General features: G+C 71.1%; 18 protein-coding genes. 10 read left to right on the top strand and 8 right to left on the bottom strand.

What is annotated here, in order from left to right; all coding sequences use genetic code 11:
• Nucleotides 1–236 precede the first annotated feature (236 nt).
• Nucleotides 237–839: a hypothetical protein gene (locus Cco03nite_RS24640; protein WP_203694564.1), complete on the top strand. Its 603-nt coding sequence runs from the start codon at nucleotides 237–239 to the stop codon at nucleotides 837–839.
• A 76-nt stretch (nucleotides 840–915) separates the two neighbouring features.
• Here the strand turns inward: Cco03nite_RS24640 and Cco03nite_RS24635 are convergent, their stop codons facing one another.
• Entirely contained in the window at nucleotides 916–1,875 is a 960-nt protein-coding gene (locus Cco03nite_RS24635; RefSeq protein WP_239167624.1) for a pirin family protein, read from the bottom strand.
• 285 nt (nucleotides 1,876–2,160) lie between these two features.
• The gene (gene acnA / locus Cco03nite_RS24630; protein ID WP_203694563.1) at nucleotides 2,161–4,899 is read right to left on the bottom strand and encodes an aconitate hydratase AcnA; all 2,739 of its coding nucleotides are present in this window, start codon (nucleotides 4,897–4,899) and stop codon (nucleotides 2,161–2,163) included.
• Between the two features lie 139 nt (nucleotides 4,900–5,038).
• Between acnA and Cco03nite_RS24625 the strand changes: the two genes are divergently transcribed.
• From Cco03nite_RS24625 to Cco03nite_RS24615, 3 genes are all read left to right on the top strand, one after another.
• The gene (locus tag Cco03nite_RS24625; protein ID WP_203694562.1) at nucleotides 5,039–5,401 is read left to right on the top strand and encodes a VOC family protein; all 363 of its coding nucleotides are present in this window, start codon (nucleotides 5,039–5,041) and stop codon (nucleotides 5,399–5,401) included.
• A gap of 138 nt (nucleotides 5,402–5,539) precedes the next feature.
• Nucleotides 5,540–6,184 (top strand): LysE family translocator, encoded by a 645-nt coding sequence (locus Cco03nite_RS24620; protein ID WP_203694561.1) that lies wholly within the window; start codon nucleotides 5,540–5,542, stop codon nucleotides 6,182–6,184.
• A gap of 55 nt (nucleotides 6,185–6,239) precedes the next feature.
• Nucleotides 6,240–6,635 (top strand): hypothetical protein, encoded by a 396-nt coding sequence (locus Cco03nite_RS24615; RefSeq protein WP_203694560.1) that lies wholly within the window; start codon nucleotides 6,240–6,242, stop codon nucleotides 6,633–6,635.
• On the opposite strand, the gene Cco03nite_RS24610 is transcribed toward Cco03nite_RS24615, so the two are convergent.
• Nucleotides 6,614–7,414 carry a pentapeptide repeat-containing protein gene (locus tag Cco03nite_RS24610; protein WP_203694559.1) on the bottom strand — a complete coding sequence of 267 codons (801 nt, stop codon included), beginning with the start codon at nucleotides 7,412–7,414 and terminating at the stop codon, nucleotides 6,614–6,616. The two genes, Cco03nite_RS24615 and Cco03nite_RS24610, sit on opposite strands and share 22 nt — an antisense overlap.
• 178 nt (nucleotides 7,415–7,592) lie before the next feature.
• Between Cco03nite_RS24610 and Cco03nite_RS24605 the strand changes: the two genes are divergently transcribed.
• Entirely contained in the window at nucleotides 7,593–8,597 is a 1,005-nt protein-coding gene (locus Cco03nite_RS24605; protein ID WP_203694558.1) for a pirin family protein, read from the top strand.
• Nucleotides 8,598–8,679: 82 nt separating this feature from the next.
• Here the strand turns inward: Cco03nite_RS24605 and Cco03nite_RS24600 are convergent, their stop codons facing one another.
• On the bottom strand, nucleotides 8,680–8,853 hold the full coding sequence (locus Cco03nite_RS24600) for a hypothetical protein (RefSeq protein ID WP_186315756.1): 174 nt from the start codon (nucleotides 8,851–8,853) through the stop codon (nucleotides 8,680–8,682).
• A 306-nt stretch (nucleotides 8,854–9,159) separates the two neighbouring features.
• Between Cco03nite_RS24600 and pulA the strand changes: the two genes are divergently transcribed.
• Nucleotides 9,160–14,859 carry a pullulanase-type alpha-1,6-glucosidase gene (pulA, locus tag Cco03nite_RS24595; protein WP_239167623.1) on the top strand — a complete coding sequence of 1,900 codons (5,700 nt, stop codon included), beginning with the start codon at nucleotides 9,160–9,162 and terminating at the stop codon, nucleotides 14,857–14,859.
• A 128-nt stretch (nucleotides 14,860–14,987) separates the two neighbouring features.
• Here pulA and Cco03nite_RS24590 read toward each other — a convergent pair whose 3' ends face one another.
• The gene (locus tag Cco03nite_RS24590; RefSeq protein WP_203694556.1) at nucleotides 14,988–15,521 is read right to left on the bottom strand and encodes a calcium-binding protein; all 534 of its coding nucleotides are present in this window, start codon (nucleotides 15,519–15,521) and stop codon (nucleotides 14,988–14,990) included.
• A gap of 309 nt (nucleotides 15,522–15,830) precedes the next feature.
• Nucleotides 15,831–17,276, bottom strand: a complete 1,446-nt coding sequence (locus tag Cco03nite_RS24585; RefSeq protein WP_203694555.1) for an aminopeptidase P family protein — start codon at nucleotides 17,274–17,276, stop codon at nucleotides 15,831–15,833.
• A 72-nt stretch (nucleotides 17,277–17,348) separates the two neighbouring features.
• On the opposite strand from Cco03nite_RS24585, the gene asnB reads away from it, so the two are divergent.
• From asnB to Cco03nite_RS24565, 4 genes are all read left to right on the top strand, one after another.
• On the top strand, nucleotides 17,349–19,358 hold the full coding sequence (gene asnB, locus Cco03nite_RS24580) for an asparagine synthase (glutamine-hydrolyzing) (protein ID WP_203694554.1): 2,010 nt from the start codon (nucleotides 17,349–17,351) through the stop codon (nucleotides 19,356–19,358).
• Between the two features lie 118 nt (nucleotides 19,359–19,476).
• The gene (locus tag Cco03nite_RS24575) at nucleotides 19,477–19,962 is read left to right on the top strand and encodes a hypothetical protein (protein WP_203694553.1); all 486 of its coding nucleotides are present in this window, start codon (nucleotides 19,477–19,479) and stop codon (nucleotides 19,960–19,962) included.
• Nucleotides 19,963–19,971: 9 nt separating this feature from the next.
• Complete coding sequence (locus tag Cco03nite_RS24570) at nucleotides 19,972–20,403, top strand: hypothetical protein (RefSeq protein ID WP_203694552.1); 432 nt, start codon at nucleotides 19,972–19,974, stop codon at nucleotides 20,401–20,403.
• Nucleotides 20,390–20,977: a carboxymuconolactone decarboxylase family protein gene (locus Cco03nite_RS24565; RefSeq protein WP_203694551.1), complete on the top strand. Its 588-nt coding sequence runs from the start codon at nucleotides 20,390–20,392 to the stop codon at nucleotides 20,975–20,977. Before Cco03nite_RS24570 ends, Cco03nite_RS24565 begins: the two co-directional genes overlap by 14 nt.
• Here Cco03nite_RS24565 and Cco03nite_RS24560 read toward each other — a convergent pair.
• The gene (locus tag Cco03nite_RS24560) at nucleotides 20,974–21,825 is read right to left on the bottom strand and encodes an MBL fold metallo-hydrolase (RefSeq protein WP_203694550.1); all 852 of its coding nucleotides are present in this window, start codon (nucleotides 21,823–21,825) and stop codon (nucleotides 20,974–20,976) included. The two genes, Cco03nite_RS24565 and Cco03nite_RS24560, sit on opposite strands and share 4 nt — an antisense overlap.
• Nucleotides 21,822–22,208, bottom strand: coding sequence for a thioesterase family protein (locus Cco03nite_RS24555; RefSeq protein WP_203694549.1), 387 nt, complete (start codon nucleotides 22,206–22,208; stop codon nucleotides 21,822–21,824). Before Cco03nite_RS24555 ends, Cco03nite_RS24560 begins: the two co-directional genes overlap by 4 nt.
• Nucleotides 22,209–22,306 lie beyond the last annotated feature (98 nt).

Below are 22,306 nucleotides of genomic sequence, written 5' to 3'. Positions count from 1 at the left end.
GGCGCACGGCGCACGGCGCACGGCGCACGGCGCACGGCGCACGGCGCACGGCGCACGGCGCACGGCGCACGGCGCACGGCGCACGGCGCACGGCCATGATCGTTGGACTTGCCTGGCAATCGGGCGAAAGGGCAGGCAAGATACGCCCGATTGCCAGGCAAATCGGCTGATCTCCGGTCGGCCGGGCGGTCGAAACGGGTCTTGCGGGTGAGGCGGGTGACCGCGATGATCACCCGATGTCGTCGTTCACCTACGTCGCCCCGTTCCGGTTCGGCCGGCTGACCATCGCCATGTTCGCCGTGGGCGGGCTCGCGTTCGTCGCTGGTCTGCTGCCGGGCCTGGGCGAGGACCTCACGGTGGTGTTGTTGGCCGGCGGGGCTGCGCTGCCGGGCACGCTGCTCGCGCTGTACCTGCCGCTGATCCTGGGCGGCAAGCCCGGCCTGCGGGTCGACGCCGACGGCATCCTGTTCGGCGGGCGGCCGCTGATCTACGCCCGGACCAGCGCGTTCGTGCCCTGGTCGGCGATCAGCGAGATCTACCTGTTCCGGGTGCACCAGGGCCTGTTCGTCACCACGTACGTCGGCGTGCAGGGCGTCGACGGGGTCGCGCCGCTGCGGCCGTCGATGCCGGCGGGCGTGGCCGCCACGATCTGGCACGTGCCGACCGAGGTCGTGCTGGCGAGCCGGCCGGCGTTCGGCTGGCGGCTGGACAAGGCGGCGCTGACCGCTGCGGCGGGTTACTTCGCGCCGGGGGTGCCGGTGGTGGACCTGACCGACGCGGCCCCGATGCAGCGCCAGCTCCGGGAGACGCCGCCGACCTTCGGCCCGCCCTCGGCGTGACCGCACCAGGGCCGCCGAGGCACCGACGAACCCGTCCGGCGGCCGAGACGACCGGGCGCGGGCGAGACGTGCCGGGTCAGCGGCGGCGGCCGCGGGGTTTGAGCGGGGTGTTCGGCAGCGTGGGGGCAGGCAGGGGCGGGCCGTCGTAGCCGGTCACCTCACCGAAGCGCCGGTCGGCGGCCGCCCACTGCTCGCGGGCGGTGGCGACGTCGCCGTGGCTGCGCCCCACGAAGTTCCACCACATCACGATCTCCTCCTCGAACGGCTCCCCGCCGAGCAGCAGCACCCGCGCCGGTCCGTCCGCGGCCAGGTCGAGGGAGGCCCGCTCGCGGCCGAGGTAGAGCAGGGTCCCTGGTTCCAGCGCGACGCCGTCGACGCGGGCCGCGCCGTCGAGCACCAGCGCGGCGTACTCGAAATCGCTGCGCAGCGGCAGCGTGAGCCGCGCGCCCGCGGCCAGTGCGGCTTCCGCGCCGACCAGCGGGGTGTACGCGGTCGCGGGTGACACCGCGCCGTCCAGCTCACCCATGATCACCGTCACGGCGGCGCCGGGACGGTCGAGGACGGGCAGCTCGGCGTGGTGCTCGAAGGCCGGGGCGACCGAGCGCGCCGCGTCCGGCAGGGCGACCCACAACTGCACGCCGTGCAGCAGCTCGGTGCGCACCGCAGGGGACTCCTCGGAGTGCACGATGCCGTGCCCGGAGGTCATCAGGTTGAGCTGACCGGGGCGGATGAGCGCCTCGCTGCCGATGCTGTCGCGGTGCAGGACTTCACCGGCGACCAGCCAGCTCACGGTCTGCAGGCCGGTGTGCGGGTGGGGCGGGACCCGCATGTCGTGGTCGGCGGGGCCGTACTGGTCGACGAAGCACCACGCCCCGACCATGCGCCGGTCCTTGTGCGGCAGGGTACGGCTGACCATCATGCCGCGCGGGCCGCCGAGCACGACCTCTCGCCCCGGGAGCAGCTCGTGGGTCGGCCCGTCCGGCACCGGCTCGTGGCCGCAGGCAGTCTCGACGGGCGCGGTCTCCACGTTGCTCATGCAACGACTTTAGCTCTGCCGCGAGCGGCGGCTTCCCGGCCGCGGACATGGTGGGCGCGGTCACGCCCTTCAAGATCGCCGTTCCAGGTCGACCCGTGCTCGACCCCGGTGAGCCGGGCGAGGCAGATCATGCCCCAAAACGACGATCATGTCCTGCCGCCCGCCGCCCGCCGCCCGCCGCACCCCGCGCCACCAGCGCCGCCACCGGCTGAGCGTTAAGAAGGGCACCTTCTACATCGCAAAGCGATAAGAAGGTGCCCTTCCTTCGTTCCTCACGCGGACGGGTCAGCTCGCGAGCATCCGGCGGAGGACGTACTGGAGGATGCCGCCGTGGCGGTAGTAGTCCGCCTCGCCGGGGGTGTCGATGCGGACGACCGCGTCGAAGGTGACACCCGTGTCGGTGGTGACCTTGACCGTCTTCGGGGTGGTGCCCTCGTTCAGGGCCTCCACGCCGGTGAAGGTGAAGGTCTCGGTGCCGGTCAGGCCGAGCGAGTCGGCGGTCTGCCCGGCCGGGTACTGCAGCGGCAGCACGCCCATGCCGATGAGGTTCGAGCGGTGGATGCGCTCGTACGACTCGGCGATGACGGCCTTGACGCCCAGCAGCGCCGTGCCCTTGGCGGCCCAGTCCCGCGACGAGCCGGAGCCGTACTCCTTGCCCGCCAGGATGACCAGCGGGATGCCGGCGGCCTGGTAGTTCTGGCTGGCGTCGTAGATCGTGCTGACCGGGGCGTCCGCGACGGTGAAGTCGCGGGTGAAGCCGCCCTCGGTGCCGGGCGCGATCTGGTTGCGCAGGCGGATGTTGGCGAAGGTGCCCCGGATCATCACCTCGTGGTTGCCGCGGCGGGAACCGTACGAGTTGAAGTCCTTGCGGTCCACCCCGTGCTCGGCCAGGTACCTGCCCGCCGGGGAGTCCGCCTTGATGGAACCGGCGGGGGAGATGTGGTCGGTGGTCACCGAGTCGCCCAGCTTCGCCAGCACCTTCGCGCCCGCGATGTCGCTGACCGGCCCCGGCTGCGCCGCCATGCCCTCGAAGTAAGGGGGCTTGCGCACGTACGTCGAGTCGCCCGCCCAGGCGAACGTGTCACCGGTCGGCGTCGGCAGGCCCTGCCAGCGCTCGTCGCCCGCGAACACGTCGGCGTAGTCCTTGGTGAACATCTCCGCCGAGATCGAGGCGTTGATGGTGTCCTGCACCTCGGCCGGGGTCGGCCAGATGTCGCCCAGGTAGACCGGCTTGCCGTCCGGGTCCACGCCCAGCGGGTCGCGGGCCAGGTCGATGTCCATCGTGCCGGCGATGGCGTACGCCACCACCAGCGGCGGGGACGCCAGGTAGTTCATCTTGACGTCGGGGTTGATCCGGCCCTCGAAGTTGCGGTTGCCGGACAGCACCGACACCACGGCGAGGTCGGCCTCGTTGACCGCGGCGCTGATCTCCTCCGGCAGTGGGCCGGAGTTGCCGATGCAGGTCACGCAGCCGTAGCCGACCAGGTGGAAGCCGAGCTTCTCCAGGTACGGCACGAGCCCGGCCTTGGCGTAGTAGTCCATGACGACCTTGGAGCCGGGCGCCAGCGTGGTCTTCACCCACGGCTTGGCGTGCAGGCCCCGCTCGACGGCCTTCTTGGCCAGCAGCGCCGCACCCAGCATGACCTGCGGGTTCGACGTGTTGGTGCAGGAGGTGATCGAGGCGATCACGACCGCGCCGTGGTCGAGGTGGTACGTCGAGCCGTCGGCGGCGGTGACCGGCGTCGGGTTGCTCGCGCGGGCGACGCTGGCCGCCGGGGCGTCCGAGGCCGGGAAGCTCTCCTTGCCCGCCTCGTCGGTCTCGTCGTCCTTGACGTAGTCGGGCAGCACCGAGCGGAACGCGGTCTTGGCGTTGGTCAGCTCGACGCGGTCCTGCGGGCGCTTCGGGCCGGCGATGCTCGGCACGACGGTCGCCAGGTCCAGCTCCAGGTACTCGGAGTAGGACGGCTCGACCGACGGGTCGTGCCACAGGCCCTGCTGCTTCGCGTACGCCTCGACCAGGGCGATCTGCTCGGCCGGGCGGCCGGTCAGCTCCAGGTAGGCGATGGTCTCCGCGTCGATCGGGAAGATCGCGCAGGTGGAGCCGAACTCGGGGCTCATGTTGCCGATGGTGGCCCGGTTGGCCAGCGGCACCGAGGTCACGCCGGAGCCGTAGAACTCGACGAACTTGCCGACCACGCCGTGCTTGCGCAGCATCTGCGTGATGGTGAGCACCAGGTCGGTGGCGGTCGCGCCCGAGGGCAGCTCGCCGTGCAGCTTGAAGCCGACGACCTTCGGGATCAGCATGCTGACCGGCTGGCCGAGCATCGCGGCCTCGGCCTCGATGCCGCCGACGCCCCAGCCCAGCACGCCCAGGCCGTTGACCATGGTGGTGTGCGAGTCGGTGCCGACCACGGTGTCCGGGTACGCCTGGCCGTTGCGCGGCATGATCACGCGGGCCAGGTGCTCGATGTTCACCTGGTGCACGATGCCGGTGCCCGGCGGCACGACCTTGAACTCGTTGAACGCGGTCTGGCCCCAGCGCAGGAACTGGTAGCGCTCCTGGTTGCGGCCGTACTCGATCTCGACGTTGCGCTCGAAGGCGTCCTGGCGGCCGAACACGTCGGCGATGACCGAGTGGTCGATGACCAGCTCGGCCGGGGCCAGCGGGTTGACCTTCGAGGCGTCGCCGCCCAGGTCGCGGACGGCCTCGCGCATGGTGGCCAGGTCGACGACGCAGGGCACGCCGGTGAAGTCCTGCATGAGGACGCGGGCGGGCGTGAACTGGATCTCCACGCTGGGCTCGGCGGTCGGGTCCCAACCACCCAGCGCGCGGATGTGATCGGCGGTGATGTTGGCGCCGTCTTCGGTGCGGAGGAGGTTCTCCAGCAGGATCTTCAAGCTGAAGGGCAGCCGCTCGTGGCCCTCCACCTTGTCGATCTGGAAGATCTCGTAGCCCGCGTCACCGACGCGCAGCTCACTCTTGGCACCGAACGTGTCGAGGCTCGCCACGTCGTACTCCTTCACAGCGGGTCTGTTACAAGACTGAGTCTTTCGCAGGGGCTGGCACGCCGACAGGTAAGGCAAGGCTTACTGGCTGCGGTGCCATCACTCAAACCGTACGTCCGTCTTGTTTAACGCGCAAGTCCGTGCCAGACTCCGGGACATGATTCACCACGTACAGGTCGCCTGCCCCCGGGGCAGCGAGGACGTGCTGCGCGGCTTCTATGTCGGCGTCCTCGGCATGACCGAGAAACCCAAACCACCCGCGCTCGCGGTCCGCGGCGGCTGCTGGTTCATCGACGAGTATGGCAGCGAGCTGCACCTCGGCGTCGAGGACGACTTCCGCCCCGCCCGCAAGGCCCACCCGGCCCTCCTCCGCCCCGACCTCGACACCCTCGCCGACCGCCTGGAGTCGGCGGGCTACCCGGTGACCTGGGGCAACGACGAGGTCCCCGGCATCCGCCGCTTCCACACCGAAGACCCCCACGCCAACCGCCTCGAATTCGTCCTGGTCGAGCCTGCCTGACCGGGGTGCCGAGCGGTCCGCGAGGGTGCCGGACGGCCTGCGCGCCGCACCGCCCGCGGGGGCGGCGGTTCAGCGTTCAGGCCACCCCATCCGGATTGGTGCTCCACCGTCGGCATCGCCCAGTGGCACGATCCGGTCATGATCTCTTCGGGTGCGGTCCTCGGGGTGTTCGCGGTGGCGCTGGCCATGGTGCTCACCCCGGGGCCGAACATGATGTATCTGGTGTCGCGCAGCATCACCCAGGGGCGGCGGGCCGGGCTGGTCTCGCTGGCCGGTGTCGCGGTGGGATTCCTCGTCTACCTGACGGCCACGAATCTCGGGCTGTCCGCGCTGTTCGTGGCGGTGCCGTCGCTCTACCTCGCGATCAAGCTCGCCGGTGCGGGCTACCTCGGCTGGCTGGCTTTCAAAACCCTGAGACCCGGTGGCGTATCGGTGTTCGAGCCCGCCGCCCTGCCGCCCGACTCGAACCGGCGCCTGTTCACCATGGGGCTGGTCACCAACCTGCTCAACCCGAAGATCGCCGTCATGTACCTCTCGCTGATCCCGCAGTTCATCGAGCCCGAGGCCGGGCACGTGCTGGCACAGGGGTTCGCGCTCGGCGCGGTGCAGATCGTGGTCGCGGTCACCGTCAACGGGCTGATCGCGCTGGCCGCGGGAACCATCGCGGGCTTCCTCGCCGGCCGCCCGGTATGGCTGCGCGTCCAGCGCTACCTGATGGGCACGGTGCTCGGCGGCCTCGCCGTGCGGATGGCCACCGACCAGGCACGCCCGGTGGCGGCATGACAGCGTCGACCGGCGATCCGCGCGTTGTCCGCTGTGCCGCATAGGGTGCGTGCCCATGGGCGTACTGGTGGAGCACTTCGCGGCCGATGCTGATGAGATCGCCGCCTTCGATCCCGCGTCGTCCCCGGAGGAGTCGGGGCTGGCGATGGTCTTCTGCAAGGGCTGGCTGCACGGGCTGCCGTGGCTCGCCGCCGAACTGACCGGCCGCGATCGCAGCGAGTTCGGCGAGGAGAAGCTGGTGACGGCGCTGGCGGACGGTGAGGTGGTCGTGGTCGCCGTCCCGTCGGAGGTGACGCGGGCGCTGGCCGGGGTCACCGAGGAGCGGCTGGCCGCCTATGCCGACGACGAGCTGCTGGACGAGTTCGAGACCTCCTGGCACACCGCGATCCGCGACCTCGCCAGGGGCGCGGTGGCGACGGACCGCGACCTCTACTGCTGGATGTGCGTGTAGTCCGTCAACGCCGCGAGCACCTGCGCCCGTCGTTCCGGGGGCAGGGTCTCCCCGATCCGCTCCTTCGTGACCAGCGCATAGCCGTCGGTGTACTCGTCGGCGTCGCGGTGCAGTTCGGCCAGCATCCAACGGGCCAGCCGCTGCTCTGCGGCGTCGGGCCAGCTGTCCACGGCGGCGAGGGCGGCGGTGGTGCGCTCGCCGATCCGGTCGAGCAGCCAGTGGTCCGGCGGTCCGGGCAGGTGCTGGGCTCGTAGGTCGATGTTGCGAAAGCCTACCCAGGTCAGCGTGGCTGCGGTGAGGTCGTTGCCGGTGAAGGCGTTGCAGTCGCGGCCGACCTGGCGGGCGTACTCGTGGACGCGGCCGCGGAAGGTGATGTTCCGCAGCCGGCCGCGGAACGTGCACGAGACGAACTCCGCCTGGCCGGTGCTGGTCGTCTCGCGCAGCCGGGTGCGGTCGAACAGGCACTGCTCGAAGCGCGCGTTGCCGAACATCAGGTTGTCGGGCAGGCGGACCCGGGTGAAGTCGCAGTCCCGGTAGACCGACTGCGGCCAGCTGCGCTGATCCCACATCGTGCCGGCCGGGCCGGTGCTGCCGAGGAAGGCGCCGGTCACGGAGCTGCCGGCGAAGGTGCAGCCCTCGAACGTCGAGTCGTGGACGAAGACCCGGCCGCACTGCAGGCCGCTCAGGTCGACTCCGGTCAGCCGGGCCCCGTCGACGTGCAGATCCTGGCCCGGTGCGTCGAGCGCGATCCGGCCGCCGCGGTGTTCGCCGCGCAGCACGAGGACAGTGTTCGTGCCGAATCCCTTGACACGGGATATATCGCCCATCTCTACCTCCGGTACGTGACGTTCCGGGAGATGGTGGCATGTGGCGGCGACAACTCCGGGGAGGGAATCATGGCAAGTCGTTGACTGTTCAACTATTGTGTAGAGGAGAGAACTACCAGAGGAGGGCGTCATGCCTGCCGTTACCGTCGATGACCTGTTGGTGCTGCCCCGGGTGCCCGTGCCGGGCGAGGCCGCGGTCGAGCGGAAGGTCGCGTCGGTGACCGCCGCGCCGTCGGGGTTCGAGGGGGAGGGCTTCCCGGTCCGCCGCGCGTTCGCGGGCGTCGACCTGAAGACCCTGGACCCGTTCATCCACATGGACCAGATGGGTGAGGTCGAGTACGCGCCGGGCGAGCCGAAAGGAACCCCGTGGCACCCGCACCGGGGCTTCGAGACGGTCACCTACCTGCTCGACGGCATCTTCCGGCACCAGGACTCGCACGGCGGCGGTGGGCTGATCTCCGACGGTGACACCCAGTGGATGACGGCCGGCAGTGGCCTGCTGCACATCGAGGCGCCGCCGGAGGAGCTGGTCATGTCGGGCGGCCTGTTCCACGGCTTCCAGCTGTGGGTCAACCTGCCCGCGAAGATGAAGATGTCGCCGCCGCGCTACCAGGACATCCGGGCCGGTCAGGTGTCGCTGCTCAGCTCGCCGGACGGCGGGGTGCTGCTGCGCGTCATCGCCGGCGAGGTGGCAGGCTACGCCGGGCCGGGTATCACGCACACCCCGATCGCGCTGGTGCACGCCACCCTCGCGCCGGGGGCGCAGCTGCGGCTGCCGTGGCGGCCGGACTTCAACGCGCTGGTGTACACGCTGGCCGGGTCGGGTTCGGTCGGCGCGGACAGGCGGCCGGTGAAGCTGGGCGACCTGGCGGTGTACGGGGCCGGTGACGTGATCACCGTCGAGGCCGACGCGTCGCAGGAGAGCCGTAACGCGGCCGGCATGGACGTGCTGATCCTCGGCGGCCTGCCGATCCGCGAGCCGGTGATGGCGTACGGCCCGTTCGTGATGAACACCAAGGCCGAGCTGATCCAGGCGTTCGAGGACTACCAGGCGGGCAAGCTGGGCGTCATCCCGAGCGAGCCGCGCCGGGTCGACGTCGGCGACGCCGACCACCCGGGCCACGACGTGCTCTGAGCAGGGCCTACGGGCCTGAGGAGTTAAGAAGGGCACCTTCTTCAACGCGGAGCGTTAAGAAGGTGCCCTTCCTTTGTTCCTGTCACGGGACGGGGGGCAGGGGTGGGAGGCCGGGGACGGGGAGTTCGGGCAGGCCGGGGATCGGGGGGAGGCTCGGGTCGACGGGCAGGCCGGGTGCGGCGCCGCCGAGCACGATGGAGATCAGGCTGGCCAGCAGGTCGTTGATGCTGGTCAGCAGTTCGGTGATGGCGTCCATGGGACCCACCTTCCGGTTGCGGTCGTGGAGGAGTATCGACCGATTAGGACTATTTGATAGCTAATACCCGACATGTGGCAAGGGTGGACCTGCTTCCGGAGGACCACGGTCGGGGGAGGGCGTCGGCGGCGATCTTTCAGTCGCCTGCCGTCAACACGTCAAGCGTTGCAAGGTCTTGCGGAAACATTTCAGTTACCCGTATGTTGCCGCTGTTGCTCGTGTGACGCCCCCGACACTTCACCCTCCCGGAGAAGGCCCATGGCAGCCCTACGCGCCCTCGTGCGCCCCGCGGCATTTCGCGAACAGTTGAGAAACCCCCGGACCCTCCTCATCGGACTGCTGGCGCTGGTGCTGGCCGCGGCCCCGTTCGTGGTGATCCGCACGCTGACCGGCGACGGCCCCGCGCAGTGGGTGCAGGCCGGCGACACCTACTGGGCCGACGAGCCCGCGGCGGCGGCGCTCGCCGCGGCCGGCACGCCGCGCCGCCAGGCGGAGCAGTTCTACTTCGTGCTGCCGGACCGCTTCGCCAACGGCGACCCCCGCAACGACAAGGGCGGCCTGGCCGGCGACCGGCTCAAGACCGGCCTGGACAAGTCCGACAAGGGCTTCTATCACGGCGGTGACCTGGCCGGCCTGATCGACAAGCTCGACTACGTCGAGGGCCTGGGCACCACGGCGATCTGGCTCGCGCCGGTGTTCCAGAACCGGCCGGTGCAGGGGACGGGGGCGGACGCCTCGGCCGGCTACCACGGCTACTGGATCACCGACTTCACCCAGGTCGACCCGCACTTCGGCACCAACGACGACCTCAAGAAGCTGGTCAAGCTCGCGCACCAGCGCGGCATCAAGATCTACCTCGATGTCATCGTGAATCACACCGCCGATGTCATCGCGTACGAGGAGAACCAGTACTCCTACGTGGACAAGAAGACCAGCCCGTACACCGACACGGCGGGGCGGGCGTTCGAGGACGTCAACTACGCCGGCGGCGGGAACGGGTTCCCGAAGACGGACCGCACGTCGATGCCGTACACCCCGGTCTTCAAGAGCGCCGCCGACGCCAAGGCGAAGACGCCCGCCTGGCTGAACGACCCGACGATGTACCACAACCGCGGCGACTCCACCTTCTCCGGTGAGAACAGCACGTACGGCGACTTCTTCGGCCTGGACGACCTGTGGACCGAGCGGCCCGAGGTGGTCCGCGGCATGACCAAGGTGTACTCGGACTGGATCGAGTCCACCGGCGTCGACGGCTTCCGCCTGGACACCGCCAAGCACGTGAACATGGAGTTCTGGCCCCAGTTCAGCCAGGGCATCGCGGTCGACGCCCGCAAGGCCGGCAAGCCCGACTTCTTCATGTTCGGCGAGGTCTACTCGGCCGACCCGAACATCATGTCGAGCTACGTGCGGCAGGGCCGCCTGCAGGCCACGCTCGACTTCGGCTTCCAGGCCGCCGCGCAGGGCTTCGTCACCGGCGGCTCCGGCCAGGGCCTCGGCGACCTGTACGCAGCGGACGGTTTGTACACCTCGCCCGGCACCGACGCGTCCACGCTGCCGACCTTCCTCGGCAACCACGACATGGGCCGCATCGGCACGTTCATCAGCAACGTCGAGGCCGACCCGGCGGCCGCCCTCCGGCGCGACCGGCTCGCCCACGAGCTGATGTTCCTGACCCGCGGCCAGCCCGTCGTCTACTCCGGCGACGAGCAGGGCTTCACCGGCAACGGCGGGGACAAGGACGCCCGCCAGGACATGTTCGCCAGCCAGGTCGCCGACTACCTCGACGACGACCTGCTCGGCACCGACCGCACCCACGCGGCCGACCAGTTCGACACCGCGCACCCGCTGTACCGCGCGATCGCCGAGCTGGGCGCGCTGCGCAAGGCGCACCCGGCGCTGCGCGACGGCGTGCAGGTGACCCGGCAGGCGGGCGACGGCGTGTTCGCCTTCTCCCGCATCGACCCGGCGCAGCGCGTCGAGTACCTGGTGGCCTCGAACAGCGGCACCGCGCCCAAGACCGTCACCGTGGACGCCGCCACGGCCGGCGCGACGTTCGGGCAGCTCTACCCGGCCGCGGGCGACGGCGCGACGGCGGGCGGGGACGGCAAGGTCACCATCACCGTGCCCGCGCTGTCCAGCATCGTGCTGCGCGCCGACCGGGCCCTGCCGGGCGCGGGCGACCCGCAGATCACCATCACCGCCCCGGGTTCGGGCGCGGAGGTCGCCACCCGGGCCGCGGTGACCGCGCAGGTCACCGGCGACCCGCTCGCCACGGTGACGTTCGCGGCGCAGGCCGGCGACGGCCCGTGGAAGCTGCTCGGCACCTCGAAGGCGGTCGGCGAGCACACCGTGTTCCACGACCTGACCGGCCTGGCCGGCGGCACGGCCGTCACCTACAAGGCCGTCGTCCGCGACGGCGCGGGCCGCACCGCGTCCACGACCAGCGCCATCACCGTCGCCTCGCCCGCGCAGGCCGCGCAGCGCGAGTACGTGCTGGTGCACTACCAGCGCGGCGACGGCGACTACGACCCGTGGGGCCTCTACACCTGGGGCGACACCGACGGCTCCATGCAGCACCCGTGGCCGCAGGGGCAGCCGTTCGCGGGAGAGGACTCGTACGGGCGCTTCGCCTGGGTGAAGGTCAAGCCGGGCGCGACCAACGTCGGGTTTCTCGTGGTCAACGCCTCGGGCGGCAAGGACGTCGAAGCCGACCGCAGCGTGGACCCGAGCCGGGTCGGTGAGATCTGGCTGAAGTCCGGCGACGCGGCGGTCTACCCCTCCCGTGCCGCGGCCACCGGCAAGGTGGACATGCACTACCGGCGCGGCGACGGGAACTACACCGGCTGGGGCCTGCACCTGTGGGGTGACGGCCTGGCGGCGGGAGCGGGCACCGACTGGTCCAGCCCGCGCCAGCCGGACGGCACGGACGCTTTCGGCGCACACTGGAGTGTGCCCGTCGGCGACGCGACCAAGCCGGTGAACTTCATCGTGCACCGGGGCGACGAGAAGGACCCGAACGCCGACCTCGCCATGGACATGGCCGCCGGCGAGGCGTGGATCGCGTCCGGTGACGGGACCGTGCACACCAGCCGGGCCGCCGCCGAGAAGACCGCGGTGCTGCACTACCGCCGCACGGACGGGAACTACACCGGCTGGGGCCTGCACCTGTGGGACGGCAACGCCGATCCGGTCGAATGGGGCAGCCCGATGCCGCCGACCGGCACCGACGCGTTCGGCGCCTACTGGCGCATCCCGCTGGTGGACGGCGCGACCGGGGTGAACTACATCATCCACAAGGGCGACGAGAAGGACCTGCCGAGCGACCAGCGGCTGAACTTCGCCACGTTCGGCAACGAGGCGTGGATCCTGTCCGGGCAGCAGGCCTACCTGCGGCCGTCGGTCAAGGGCGCGGCGCTGGACATCGACCTGAGCAAGTCGTACGCCCACTGGCTGGACCGGGACACCGTCGCCTGGAACAAGCACGACGCCGACGGCAAGGTGTACGACCTGGTCGTCGCGCCGAACGGCGGGCTGTCCGTGGTGGACGGCGCGCTGGCCGGCGACTTCACGAAGATCCGGCTGTCCGCCTCCGGCGGCCTGTCCGAGGCGCAGCGCCAGAAGTTCCCGCACCTGTGGGCCTACGGCGCGTTCGACGTGAACGCCACCCTGGCGAGCATCAAGAACGCGCTGCGCGGGCAGGTCGTGGTGACCGAGAGCGACCACGAGGGCAAGCTGCTGTCGGCGACCGGGGTGCAGATTCCCGGCGCGCTCGACGACGTCTATTCGGGCGCGCGCAAGGCGGTGCTCGGGCCGGTGTTCGCCAAGGGCAGGCCCAGCGTGGCGCTGTGGGCCCCGACCGCGAAGGACGTGCGGCTGGAGCTGTTCGACAGCCCGTCGGCCATGCCGCAGACCGTGTCGATGCTGCGTGACGACACCACCGGCGTGTGGAAGGTCAGCGGGTCGAGCGACTGGACCGGCAAGTACTACCGGTTCCGGGTCAGCGTGTGGCAGCCGGCGAAGGCGCAGGTCGTCACGGCGTCGGTGACCGACCCGTACGCTGTGGCCCTGTCGGCGAACTCGACGCACGCCCAGCTGATCGACGTGGCGAAGCTGCCCGGCGCGGCGGTCAAGACCCCGTCCTACACGGGCCGGGCGCAGATCCAGGAGCTGTCGGTGCGCGACTTCTCCGTCGCGGACGGCACGGTGCCGCAGGACAAGCGGGGTACGTACGCCGCCTTCACCGACCCGCAGACCGCGGGCATGCGGCACCTGAAGTCGCTGGCCGACGCCGGGGTCTCGCACCTGCACCTGCTGCCGGTGTTCGACTTCGCGACGATCCCCGAGCAGCGGACCGACCAGCAGCAGCCCGCCTGCGACCTGGCCGCGCTGCCCCGGGACTCGGCGGAGCAGCAGGCCTGCGTCGCCGGGGTCGCCGCCACCGACGGCTACAACTGGGGCTACGACCCGCTGCACTACACCGTGCCGGAGGGCGGCTACGCGACCGACCCCGAGGGCCGGGCCCGCAACGTCGAGTTCCAGTCCATGGTGGACGGCATCCACCGGGCCGGCCTGCGGGTGGTGCTCGACGTGGTCTACAACCACACCTCGGCCGCCGGCGACGACCCGAAGTCGGTGCTGGACCGGATCGTGCCCGGCTACTACCACCGCCTGCTGGAGGACGGGGCCGTGGCCACCTCCACCTGCTGCGCCAACACCGCGCCCGAACACGCGATGATGGGCAAGCTGGTCGTCGACTCCCTGGTCACCTGGGCGAAGACGTACCGGGTGGACGGGTTCCGGTTCGACCTGATGGGCCACCACCCGAAGCAGAACCTGCTCGACGTCCGCGCGGCGCTCGACAAGCTGACCATGGCCGAGGACGGGATCGACGGCAAGGCGATCCTGCTCTACGGCGAGGGCTGGAACTTCGGCGAGGTCGCGAACAACGCCCGGTTCACGCAGGCCACCCAGGCGAACATGGCGGGCACCGGCATCGCCACGTTCAACGACCGGCTGCGCGACGCCGTACGCGGCGGCGGCCCGTTCGACGGCAATCCGCGGCTCCAGGGCTTCGCGTCCGGGCTGTACACCGACCCGAACGGGGACGCGGCCAACGGCACGGCCGCCGAGCAGAAGGCCCGGCTGCTGCACCAGCAGGACCAGATCAAGGTCGGCCTGACCGGCAACCTGGCCGGGTTCACCTTCACGGACTCGGCGGGCAACCAGGTCAGTGGCGCGGAGGTGGACTACAACGGCTCGCCGGCCGGGTACACCAAGGCCCCGGCGGAGGCGGTCACGTACGTCGACGCGCACGACAACGAGATCCTGTTCGACGCGCTGGCGTACAAGCTGCCCGCGGCCACCCCGGCGCTGGACCGGGCCCGGATGCAGGTGCTGGCGCTGTCGACGGTGGTGCTCAGCCAGGGCACCGGGTTCGTCACCGCGGGCTCTGACCTGCTGCGCAGCAAGTCGCTGGACCGCAACTCGTACAACTCCGGCGACTGGTTCAACGCCATCCGCTGGGACTGCGCGACCGGCAACGGGTTCGGGCTCGGCCTGCCGCCGGCAGCCGACAACGAGAGCAAGTGGAGCTACGCCAAGCCGCTGCTCGCCGATCCGGCGCTGGTGCCGACGTGCGAGGCGATCGGCCTGGCCGGGGACCGGTTCGCGGAGCTGCTGCGGGTGCGTGCCTCCAGCCCGCTGTTCTCCCTGCGTACGCAGGCCGAAGTGCAGCAGGCGGTGTCGTTCCCGCTGTCCGGGGCGGCCGAGACCCCGGGCGTGATCACGATGGTGATCAAGAAGGACGGCAAGACCGTCGTGGTGGTCTTCAACGCGACCACGTCGAGCACCACGCAGACGGTCGCGTCCCTGAAGAACGCGCGGCTGGGCCTGCACCCGGTGCTCGCCGCCTCGGTGGACCCGCTGGTGCGGCAGTCCGCGTACGCCCCGGCCACGGGCGCGTTCACGGTGCCCGGCCGTACCGTGGCGGTCTTCATCACGAAGTGACAGGCGGCGGACCGCCCTCCGCCCCGAAGCAAGGAAGGGCACCTTCACATCGCTATGCGTTGTGGAAGGTGCCCTTCCTAACGCCCTGACGCGGCGTTCCAGCCGCTACGCGGCTCGCCGCGGGCGGGTCAGGGGCAGTTCGGGCCGGTGGACGGGCGGATGCACGTGTCGGTGCCGGTGCCGCCGTCGTTGAAGTTCGTGCCGTCGCCGCCGTTGAGCAGGTCGTTGTTGGCTCCGCCGAACTGGTTGTCGTTGCCGCCCCCGCCCAGCAGGTAGTCCTCGCCGTTGCCCCCGATCAGGACGTCGGCGCCGTTGTCGCCGCGCAGGTAGTCGTTGCCGTCGGCTCCTTCGAGGGTGTCCGCGCCGTCGCCGCCGACGAGGTAGTCCGCGCCGGTGTTACCGCACAGCAGGTCGTCGCCGCCGCGGCCGTCGATGTAGTCGTTGCCGCCCAGGCCGAAGATCACATCGGGGCCCGAGGTGCCGACGATGTAGTCGGCGCCGTTGGTGCCGACCCGGGTCGGCGTGGCCGTCGCGCAGGTCACCAGGGCCGCGGCCCGCTGGGCGGCGCTCGCCACGTCGTCGGGCGCCAGCGCGTCGGCCGTCGTCGGCCCGGCCAGCCCGCCCGCCACCAGTCCGGCCGCGACCATCAATCCGGTCGCCACCGTACGTACCCATGCGCGGCGGCCTTGGAACAGAACACTCTTCGCGAGCATCGCTCACCCCCGGGCGGACCGTTCACGCCGGGCGACGACCCGCCCCGTGCGGGTCGGCGTGTGTCTTGGCCGTCCGATGTGCTCCAACGCGAAGCTTCTGACCAGGTTACGGCCATGATCGGAACACCTGTGCGGAAATGCGAGACGGGCGCCCCGCTGGGGCGCCCGTCCTGCACCTGACTTTGTCGATCATGAAGTTGTGCCCGCGACACTCCGTCGAACCGTGCCATAAGTTCATGATCAACGCGGGTGGGGGGGTCAGCCGGGGAGGCGGGGGCCTGCCTCGCGCTGGGTGGCGAGCCAGGATTCGACCTCGGTGGAGGTGCGGGGGAGGCCGGCGGAGAGGTTGACGGCGCCGTCCTTGGTGACCAGGACGTCGTCCTCGATGCGGATGCCCACGCCGCGCAGTTCGGCGGGGACCAGCTCGTCCTCGGGCTGGAAGTACAGGCCGGGCTCGACGGTGAGGACGTAGCCCTCGTCCAGCGCGCCGTCCTTGTACTTCTCGTGCCGGGCGTGGGCGCAGTCGTGCACGTCGATGCCGAGCATGTGGCCGAAGCCGTGCAGGGTCCACCGGCGGTAGATCGTGGACTCCTTCGACATCGCCTCCTCGACGCTGACCGGGAGGATGCCCAGGTCGTGCAGGCCCTCGGCGAGCACCCGCATGCAGGTGGTGTGCACGTCGGCGAACGTGACGCCCGGCTTGATGAAGTCCATGCCGGCCTGTTGCGAGGCATGCACGATGTCGTACACCTGGCGCTGCAGCGGGGTGAACGTGCCGCTGACCGGCAGCGTCCGCGTCACGTCGGCGGTGTAGAGGTTGCGGTTCTCCACGCCCATGTCCAGCAGCAGCAGCTCGCCCGGGGTCGTCCGGCCGTCGTTGCGGATCCAGTGCAGCACGGTGGCGTTGTTGCCCGCGCCGACGATGGAGCTGTAGCCGACGGTGTTGCCGTCGTGGCGGGCGCGCAGGCCGAACACGCCGTCGATGAGGCGCTCGGAGACCGGCCGGTCGGCCGGGATGATCCGGGCCACGTCCTCGAAGCCGCGCACCGTGGCGTCGATCGCGTCCTGGAGCTGGGCGATCTCCCACTCGTCCTTGACCAGCTTCATCTCGGAGACGGTCCAGGCCAGCTCGCGGTCGCGCTCCGGGGCGGTCGGCCGGACCAGGCCGTCCACGTGCGGGTCGAGGCCGCGCAGCACCCGGGTGCGGCCGGGGGCGAGGTCGTTGAGCACGTCGGCGAGCGTGTCCAGGTGGGCGGTTTCGACGCCCAGCTCGGCGGACTTCTCGCGCAGCGTGTGGCGGCGGCCGATCCACAGCTCGCCGTAGCGGCGGTCCTTGAAGAACTCGTCGGTGTCGCGCGGCGAGCGCGGGCGCACGTACAGCACCGCGTCGTGGCCGGAGCCGTTGGGGCGCAGGACCAGCACGCTCTCCGGGTCGTGCTCGCCGGTCAGGTAGACGAAATCGCTGCCCGGACGGTACGGGAAGTCGGTGTCGTTGGCCCGCACCATCTCGTGCCCGGACGGGATCACCAGCGTCTCGCCGGGGAACGCCGCGGACAGCGCCGCGCGGCGCTTGGCGTGGTTGGGGGCCTCCGCCCGCAGGGTCACCGGGAGCTCGGTGTCGCTCCATCCGGTGCGCATGAACTGCAGGAACTTCTCCGGGTACGCAGGGTCGTGCGACTCGGTGCCCTTCTTCTCTTCAGTCATATTGCCGCCTCCGAGCATGGTCTTCGTGTGTTCCGAGCCTATCGCCCACCGGTAGCTGGCATGATTGCCCACGTGTGTGGACTTTTGGCCTTTTTCAGTAGTCAGGGCACGGTTGATGCGTACTCCGGGCCGCTCGGTGAGGCCCTGGAACGGCTGCACCACCGGGGCCCCGACGACACCGGGCTGGACGTCGTCGACACCGACGCGATCTTCGCGCACAAGCGGCTGGCGATCATCGACGTCGAGTTCTCCAAGGAGCCGCTGCCCTGGTCGCCGCCCGGCCCCGACAGCGCCGACTCGGCCGAGGCCCGCTACCTGCTCACCTTCAACGGGGAGATCTACAACTACCTGGAGCTGCGCCAGGAGCTGATCGACGAGTACGGCGCGAAGTTCGCCACGCAGGGTGACGGTGAGGTCATCGTGGCGGGATACCACTACTGGGGCGAGGCGGTGCTGGACCGGCTGCGCGGCATGTTCGCCTTCGTGATCTGGGACCGGCAGGAGCGGCTGGCCTTCGGCGCGCGCGACGCGTTCGGCATCAAGCCCCTGCACTACCTGCAGACCGTGGACGGGCTGTTCCTGGCCAGCGAGAAGAAGGCGCTGCTGCCGTTCGCGCCGAGCGCCGCCGCGGGCAACGCCGGCATCGACCCGGTGCAGCTGTCGCACCTGCTGACCTTCCAGTACGTGCCGGAGCCGCACACGCTGCACCACGGCATCGAGCGCATCGGTTCGGGGGAGTGCCTGACCTGGCGGCCCGGCCCGGCCGGCGAGCGCACCGGCGGGGAGCTGACCAAGCGCCGCTGGTTCCGGCCGGTGCTGCGGCCCCGGCTGTCGGTCGACGACCCGAAGCGCCTGTTCGCGCAGATCCACGAGACGCTGCGGGAGAGCGTACGGCTGCACATGCGCTCCGACGTGCCGGTCGGCGCGTTCCTGTCCAGCGGCATCGACTCCACGGCCGTGGTGGCGCTGGCCCGGGAGTGGAACCCGAACATCCTGACCTTCACCGTCGGCTTCGACGTGCCCGGCTACTCCGAGATCGACGTGGCCCAGGAGTCGGCCCGGCACCTGGACGTCACCACCATCCCCACCAAGATCGGCGCGCGGGAGATGATGGAGGCGCTGCCGCGCATCGTCTGGCACCTCGACGACCCGGTCGCCGATCCGTCCCTGGTCCCGCTGTACCACGTGGCGCAGACCGCCGCGAAGCACGTCACCGTGGTCCTGTCCGGCGAGGGCGCGGACGAGTTCTTCGGCGGGTACGGCATCTACCGCGAGCCGCTGTCACTTGCCCCGCTGACCCGGCTGCCGCACTCGTTCCAGCGCGGCCTGCGGGCGGTCTCCCGGGCGATCCCGCGCGGCATGCGCGGCAAGAGCTACCTGGAACGGGGCACCACCCCGCTGACCGAGCGGTTCAGCGGCAACTCGCGGATCTTCACCGCCGACGCCGAGATCTGCCGCCTGCTGCGCCGCCGCGACGCGGTCGACGCCCGCTTCACCGACGTGACCGCGCCGCTGTACGCCGAGGCGGCCGCCGACGGCCTCGACGACGTGGCCACCATGCAGTACGTCGACATCCACACCTGGCTGCGCGGCGACGTGCTGGTCAAGGCCGACCGCATGTCCATGGCGCACTCGCTGGAGCTGCGGGTGCCGTTCCTGGACCGCGAGGTGTTCGCGGTCGCCTCGAAGATCCCGCTGGAGCTCAAGGTGCCGCCGCGCTCCAACGCCACGAAGTACGCCATGCGCAAGGCCCTGGAACAGGTCGTGCCGCCGGCCATCGTCAACCGCCCGAAGCTGGGCTTCCCGACCCCGACCCGGGTCTGGCTGGCCGGCGAGATGTACGACTGGGCCCGGGAGATCCTGCACACCTCCGGCGCCGACGACCTGCTCGACCTGACCTATGTGGACGGCCTGCTCAAGGAGCACCGGGCCGGCGGCGCGGACAACTCCCGCAAGATCTGGACGGTGCTGGTCTTCTGCGTCTGGCACTCCATCTTCGTCGCCCGCACCCTGGACCCGGGCGTGGGGCGCAACGAATCCGCCCTGCTGACGAAACCCGTCGTCGGCTCGATGGTTTCCTGACGGTTACGTCCGTGCCATGCTTGCTCTGACAACCGACGCCGGGCCCGCGTCCGCCGTGTCACACCGTCCAGGTGCGACACCGCTGGTCGCGGCCGGTGGAGCCGTCAGGGGAGGCGGGATGGCGCAGCCGGTCCTGGTGCAGGTCTCGTCCCTGTTGAGACCCGACGCGCTCGTCGCCGCCCGGGGGCTCTGGCGGGCGCCCGGACCCGCGCGGCTGTTGCACGCCGATATCGCCGCCATGCCGGACAGCGCGCTGCCCTGGCTGTGGGAGCTGGCCGAGGAGTTCGGCCGCGACGCCGACCTGACCGTGCTGAGCGGCGACGACGTGCTCCGCCGGCACGGGGCGGTCCCGCCGCTGCGGGCGGCGCGGCGGCTGCGCGCCCTGGGCCGGGGCGCGGTGCTGCTCGCGTGCGGCCCGGCGGTGTCGATCCTGATCTGCGACGACCCCGACGGCCGGCCCCGCGCGGACTGTCCCGCGGACATCCTGATCGGACTGCCGTTCACCCCGACGTTGCCGAATCTGCAGGCAGCGTTGGGTTTCGGCGGTGTGCCGTGGGACGCATCCGGCTGGTTGGATCTAGCGGAGAAGGCCGCCGCGGCCTAAGGTGCCTTAGTGCCCCTCGTACCTGACGACGACGACACCGTGCCCGAGAGCCTTTTCGCCGTGCTGCGCCAAGCGGTGCTCGACGGCCCCGGATCGACGCCGTCGCGGGTGCGCCACGTCGTCGCGCACGCGAAACTCGACGAGGTCTCGCACGAGCTGCGCGGCTACGTGGAGACGATGCGCGAGCACGCCTGGCGCAGCACCGACGAGCAGGTGCGCGAGCTGCTGGCGGTGGGCTGGTCGGAGGACCAGGTGTACGAGCTGACCGTGGCCGTGGCGCTGGGCGCCGGGCAGCGCCGGCTGGACGCGGGACTCGCCGCGATCACCCGGGCGCAGCAGCGGTCCGGCGAGCCGGCCCCGGCCGTGCGAGCGGTGCCGGTGCAGTCGGCGGCGGCGCCGGCCGCGACTCAGGCGGAGGTGACCCGGCATGCGGCTGCCTAGCCTGGGCCGGTCCTGGCGCTTCAGCGACCGGGTCAAACTGAAGATGATCAGGATTGCCAGCGGGCGTCCGCCGGCCGACATCCTCAAGATGCTGCACTACCGCCGGGAGTTCTTCGGCGAGCCCTTCACCGCCTGGGTGCACCGGGTGCTGCGCGGACCCTCCGAGTGGAGCATCGGCGAGCGCGAGCTGATGGCGACCTTCGTGTCGAACCTCAACCACTGCCGCTTCTGCGCGGGCAGCCACGGCGCGGTCGCCGACGCGACGCTCGGGCCGGAGGTGACCGCCGCGGTGCTCGACGACTGGCGCACCGCCCCGCTGCGGCCCTCGCTGCGGGCCGCGTTCGCGCTGCTGGAGACGCTGACGCTGCGGCCGGACGAGGTCGGCCCCGAGCTGGTCGAGGCGGCGTACGCCGAGGGCGTCACCGAGCAGGGCGTGCGCGACGTGGTGCACGTCTGCGCGATCTTCTGCACCATCAACCGGGTCGCCGACGCGGTCGACTTCGCGATCCCGGACGACAAGGGCTTCCAGGGCGACGCGTACCAGCTGCTCAAGCGCGGGTACGCGATCAGCTAGCCGATCGTGTTCGGCGTGGCCGCGTCCAGCTGGGCGTAGCCGCGCCGGACCGCGTGCTCGGCCTCGCGCAGCCCGGCCTCACCCCAGCGGCCCAGCGAGCTGGCGGCGGCCACCTTCGCCACGTCCCCGCTGTCGCCGTGGGCGTCGCGGATCAGCCAGTCCAGGGCGGCCAGCTCGTCGTGGGCGATGGTGAGGAACTCCGCGTCGACGATCTCGCCGTGGCCCGGCACCACCACCGTGTCCGGCCCGGCCGTGCGCGACAGCGCGAGCAGCGTCTCCGGCCAGTCCAGCGGGTACGAGTCGGCGAACCCCGGCGGGGCGCCCTCCTCGACCAGGTCCCCGGCGACGAGCACGTCGTCCACGCGTACCACGAGGTCACCGGCGGTGTGGCCGCGACCGTGCCAGGACAGGCGCACCTGCCGCCCGCCGATGTCGATCAGGTCTTCGCGCTCGACCGGGCTGTCCGGCGCGCGCAGCGTGACCCGGCCCAGCTCGCGGGCGATCCGCTCGTCGTCGGCCAGCAGTTCCTGCTCCCAGGAGCGCTGCCACTCGCGGCCGTGCTCGCGCAATTCGCGCACGCACTCGCGGTGGCCCCAGATGGGGGTCGCGGGCCCGGCCAGGGTCGCGTTGCCGAAGCAGTGGTCGAAGTGGAAGTGCGTGTTCACGATGCCCAGCGGCTTGGTGGTCACCCGCAGCACGGCGTCCTGCAGTTCCCGGGCCTGAGCCTCGGTGGACAGGGTGTCCACCAGCAGCGCGCCGGTCTCCCCGGTGATCAGCGTGCAGTTCACCCGCAGGTACGGGTACACCAGCACGAACACCCCGTCGGCGATCTCGGTGAACTCGGTCATGACGTCGTCGCCTTCTCCACGAAGCGGTGCCGGTCCACCAGGACCCGCTCCACCCGACCCTCCGCCGCGACGGTCTCGCCGTCGCGCACGGTCACCTCGAAGGTGAGCTTGCGGCCGTCGACCTTCGTCAGCAGCGCCTCCGCCACCACGGTACGGCCTACCGGCGTCGCCGACCGGTGATCCAGCTCGACACGCGTCCCGACCGTGGTCTGCCCGGATTCCAGCACCCGCGCGGTCGCCGCGACCGTGGCCGCCTCCGCCAGCGCGACCACCCGCGGCGTGCCCAGCACCGGGACGTCGCCCGAGCCCAGCGCCTGCGCCGTGTCCGCGTCACTCACCGTCAACTGCACCTTCGCCGTCAGGCCTGCCGTGAGCTGCTGCATGCGCCACAGCCTAGGCGTTCACCCGGCCGCCCGCACGCGCCCGGACGCCGCCCGCGCCGCCGCCGAACCTGCCGATCGTCGAGGGCATCGCGTGAGCA

This window comes from Catellatospora coxensis (assembly GCF_016862635.1).
Taxonomy (GTDB): domain Bacteria; phylum Actinomycetota; class Actinomycetes; order Mycobacteriales; family Micromonosporaceae; genus Catellatospora; species Catellatospora coxensis.
The sequence above is the reverse complement of the archived record's forward strand: the minus strand, read 5'-3'. Positions and strand labels throughout refer to the sequence as shown.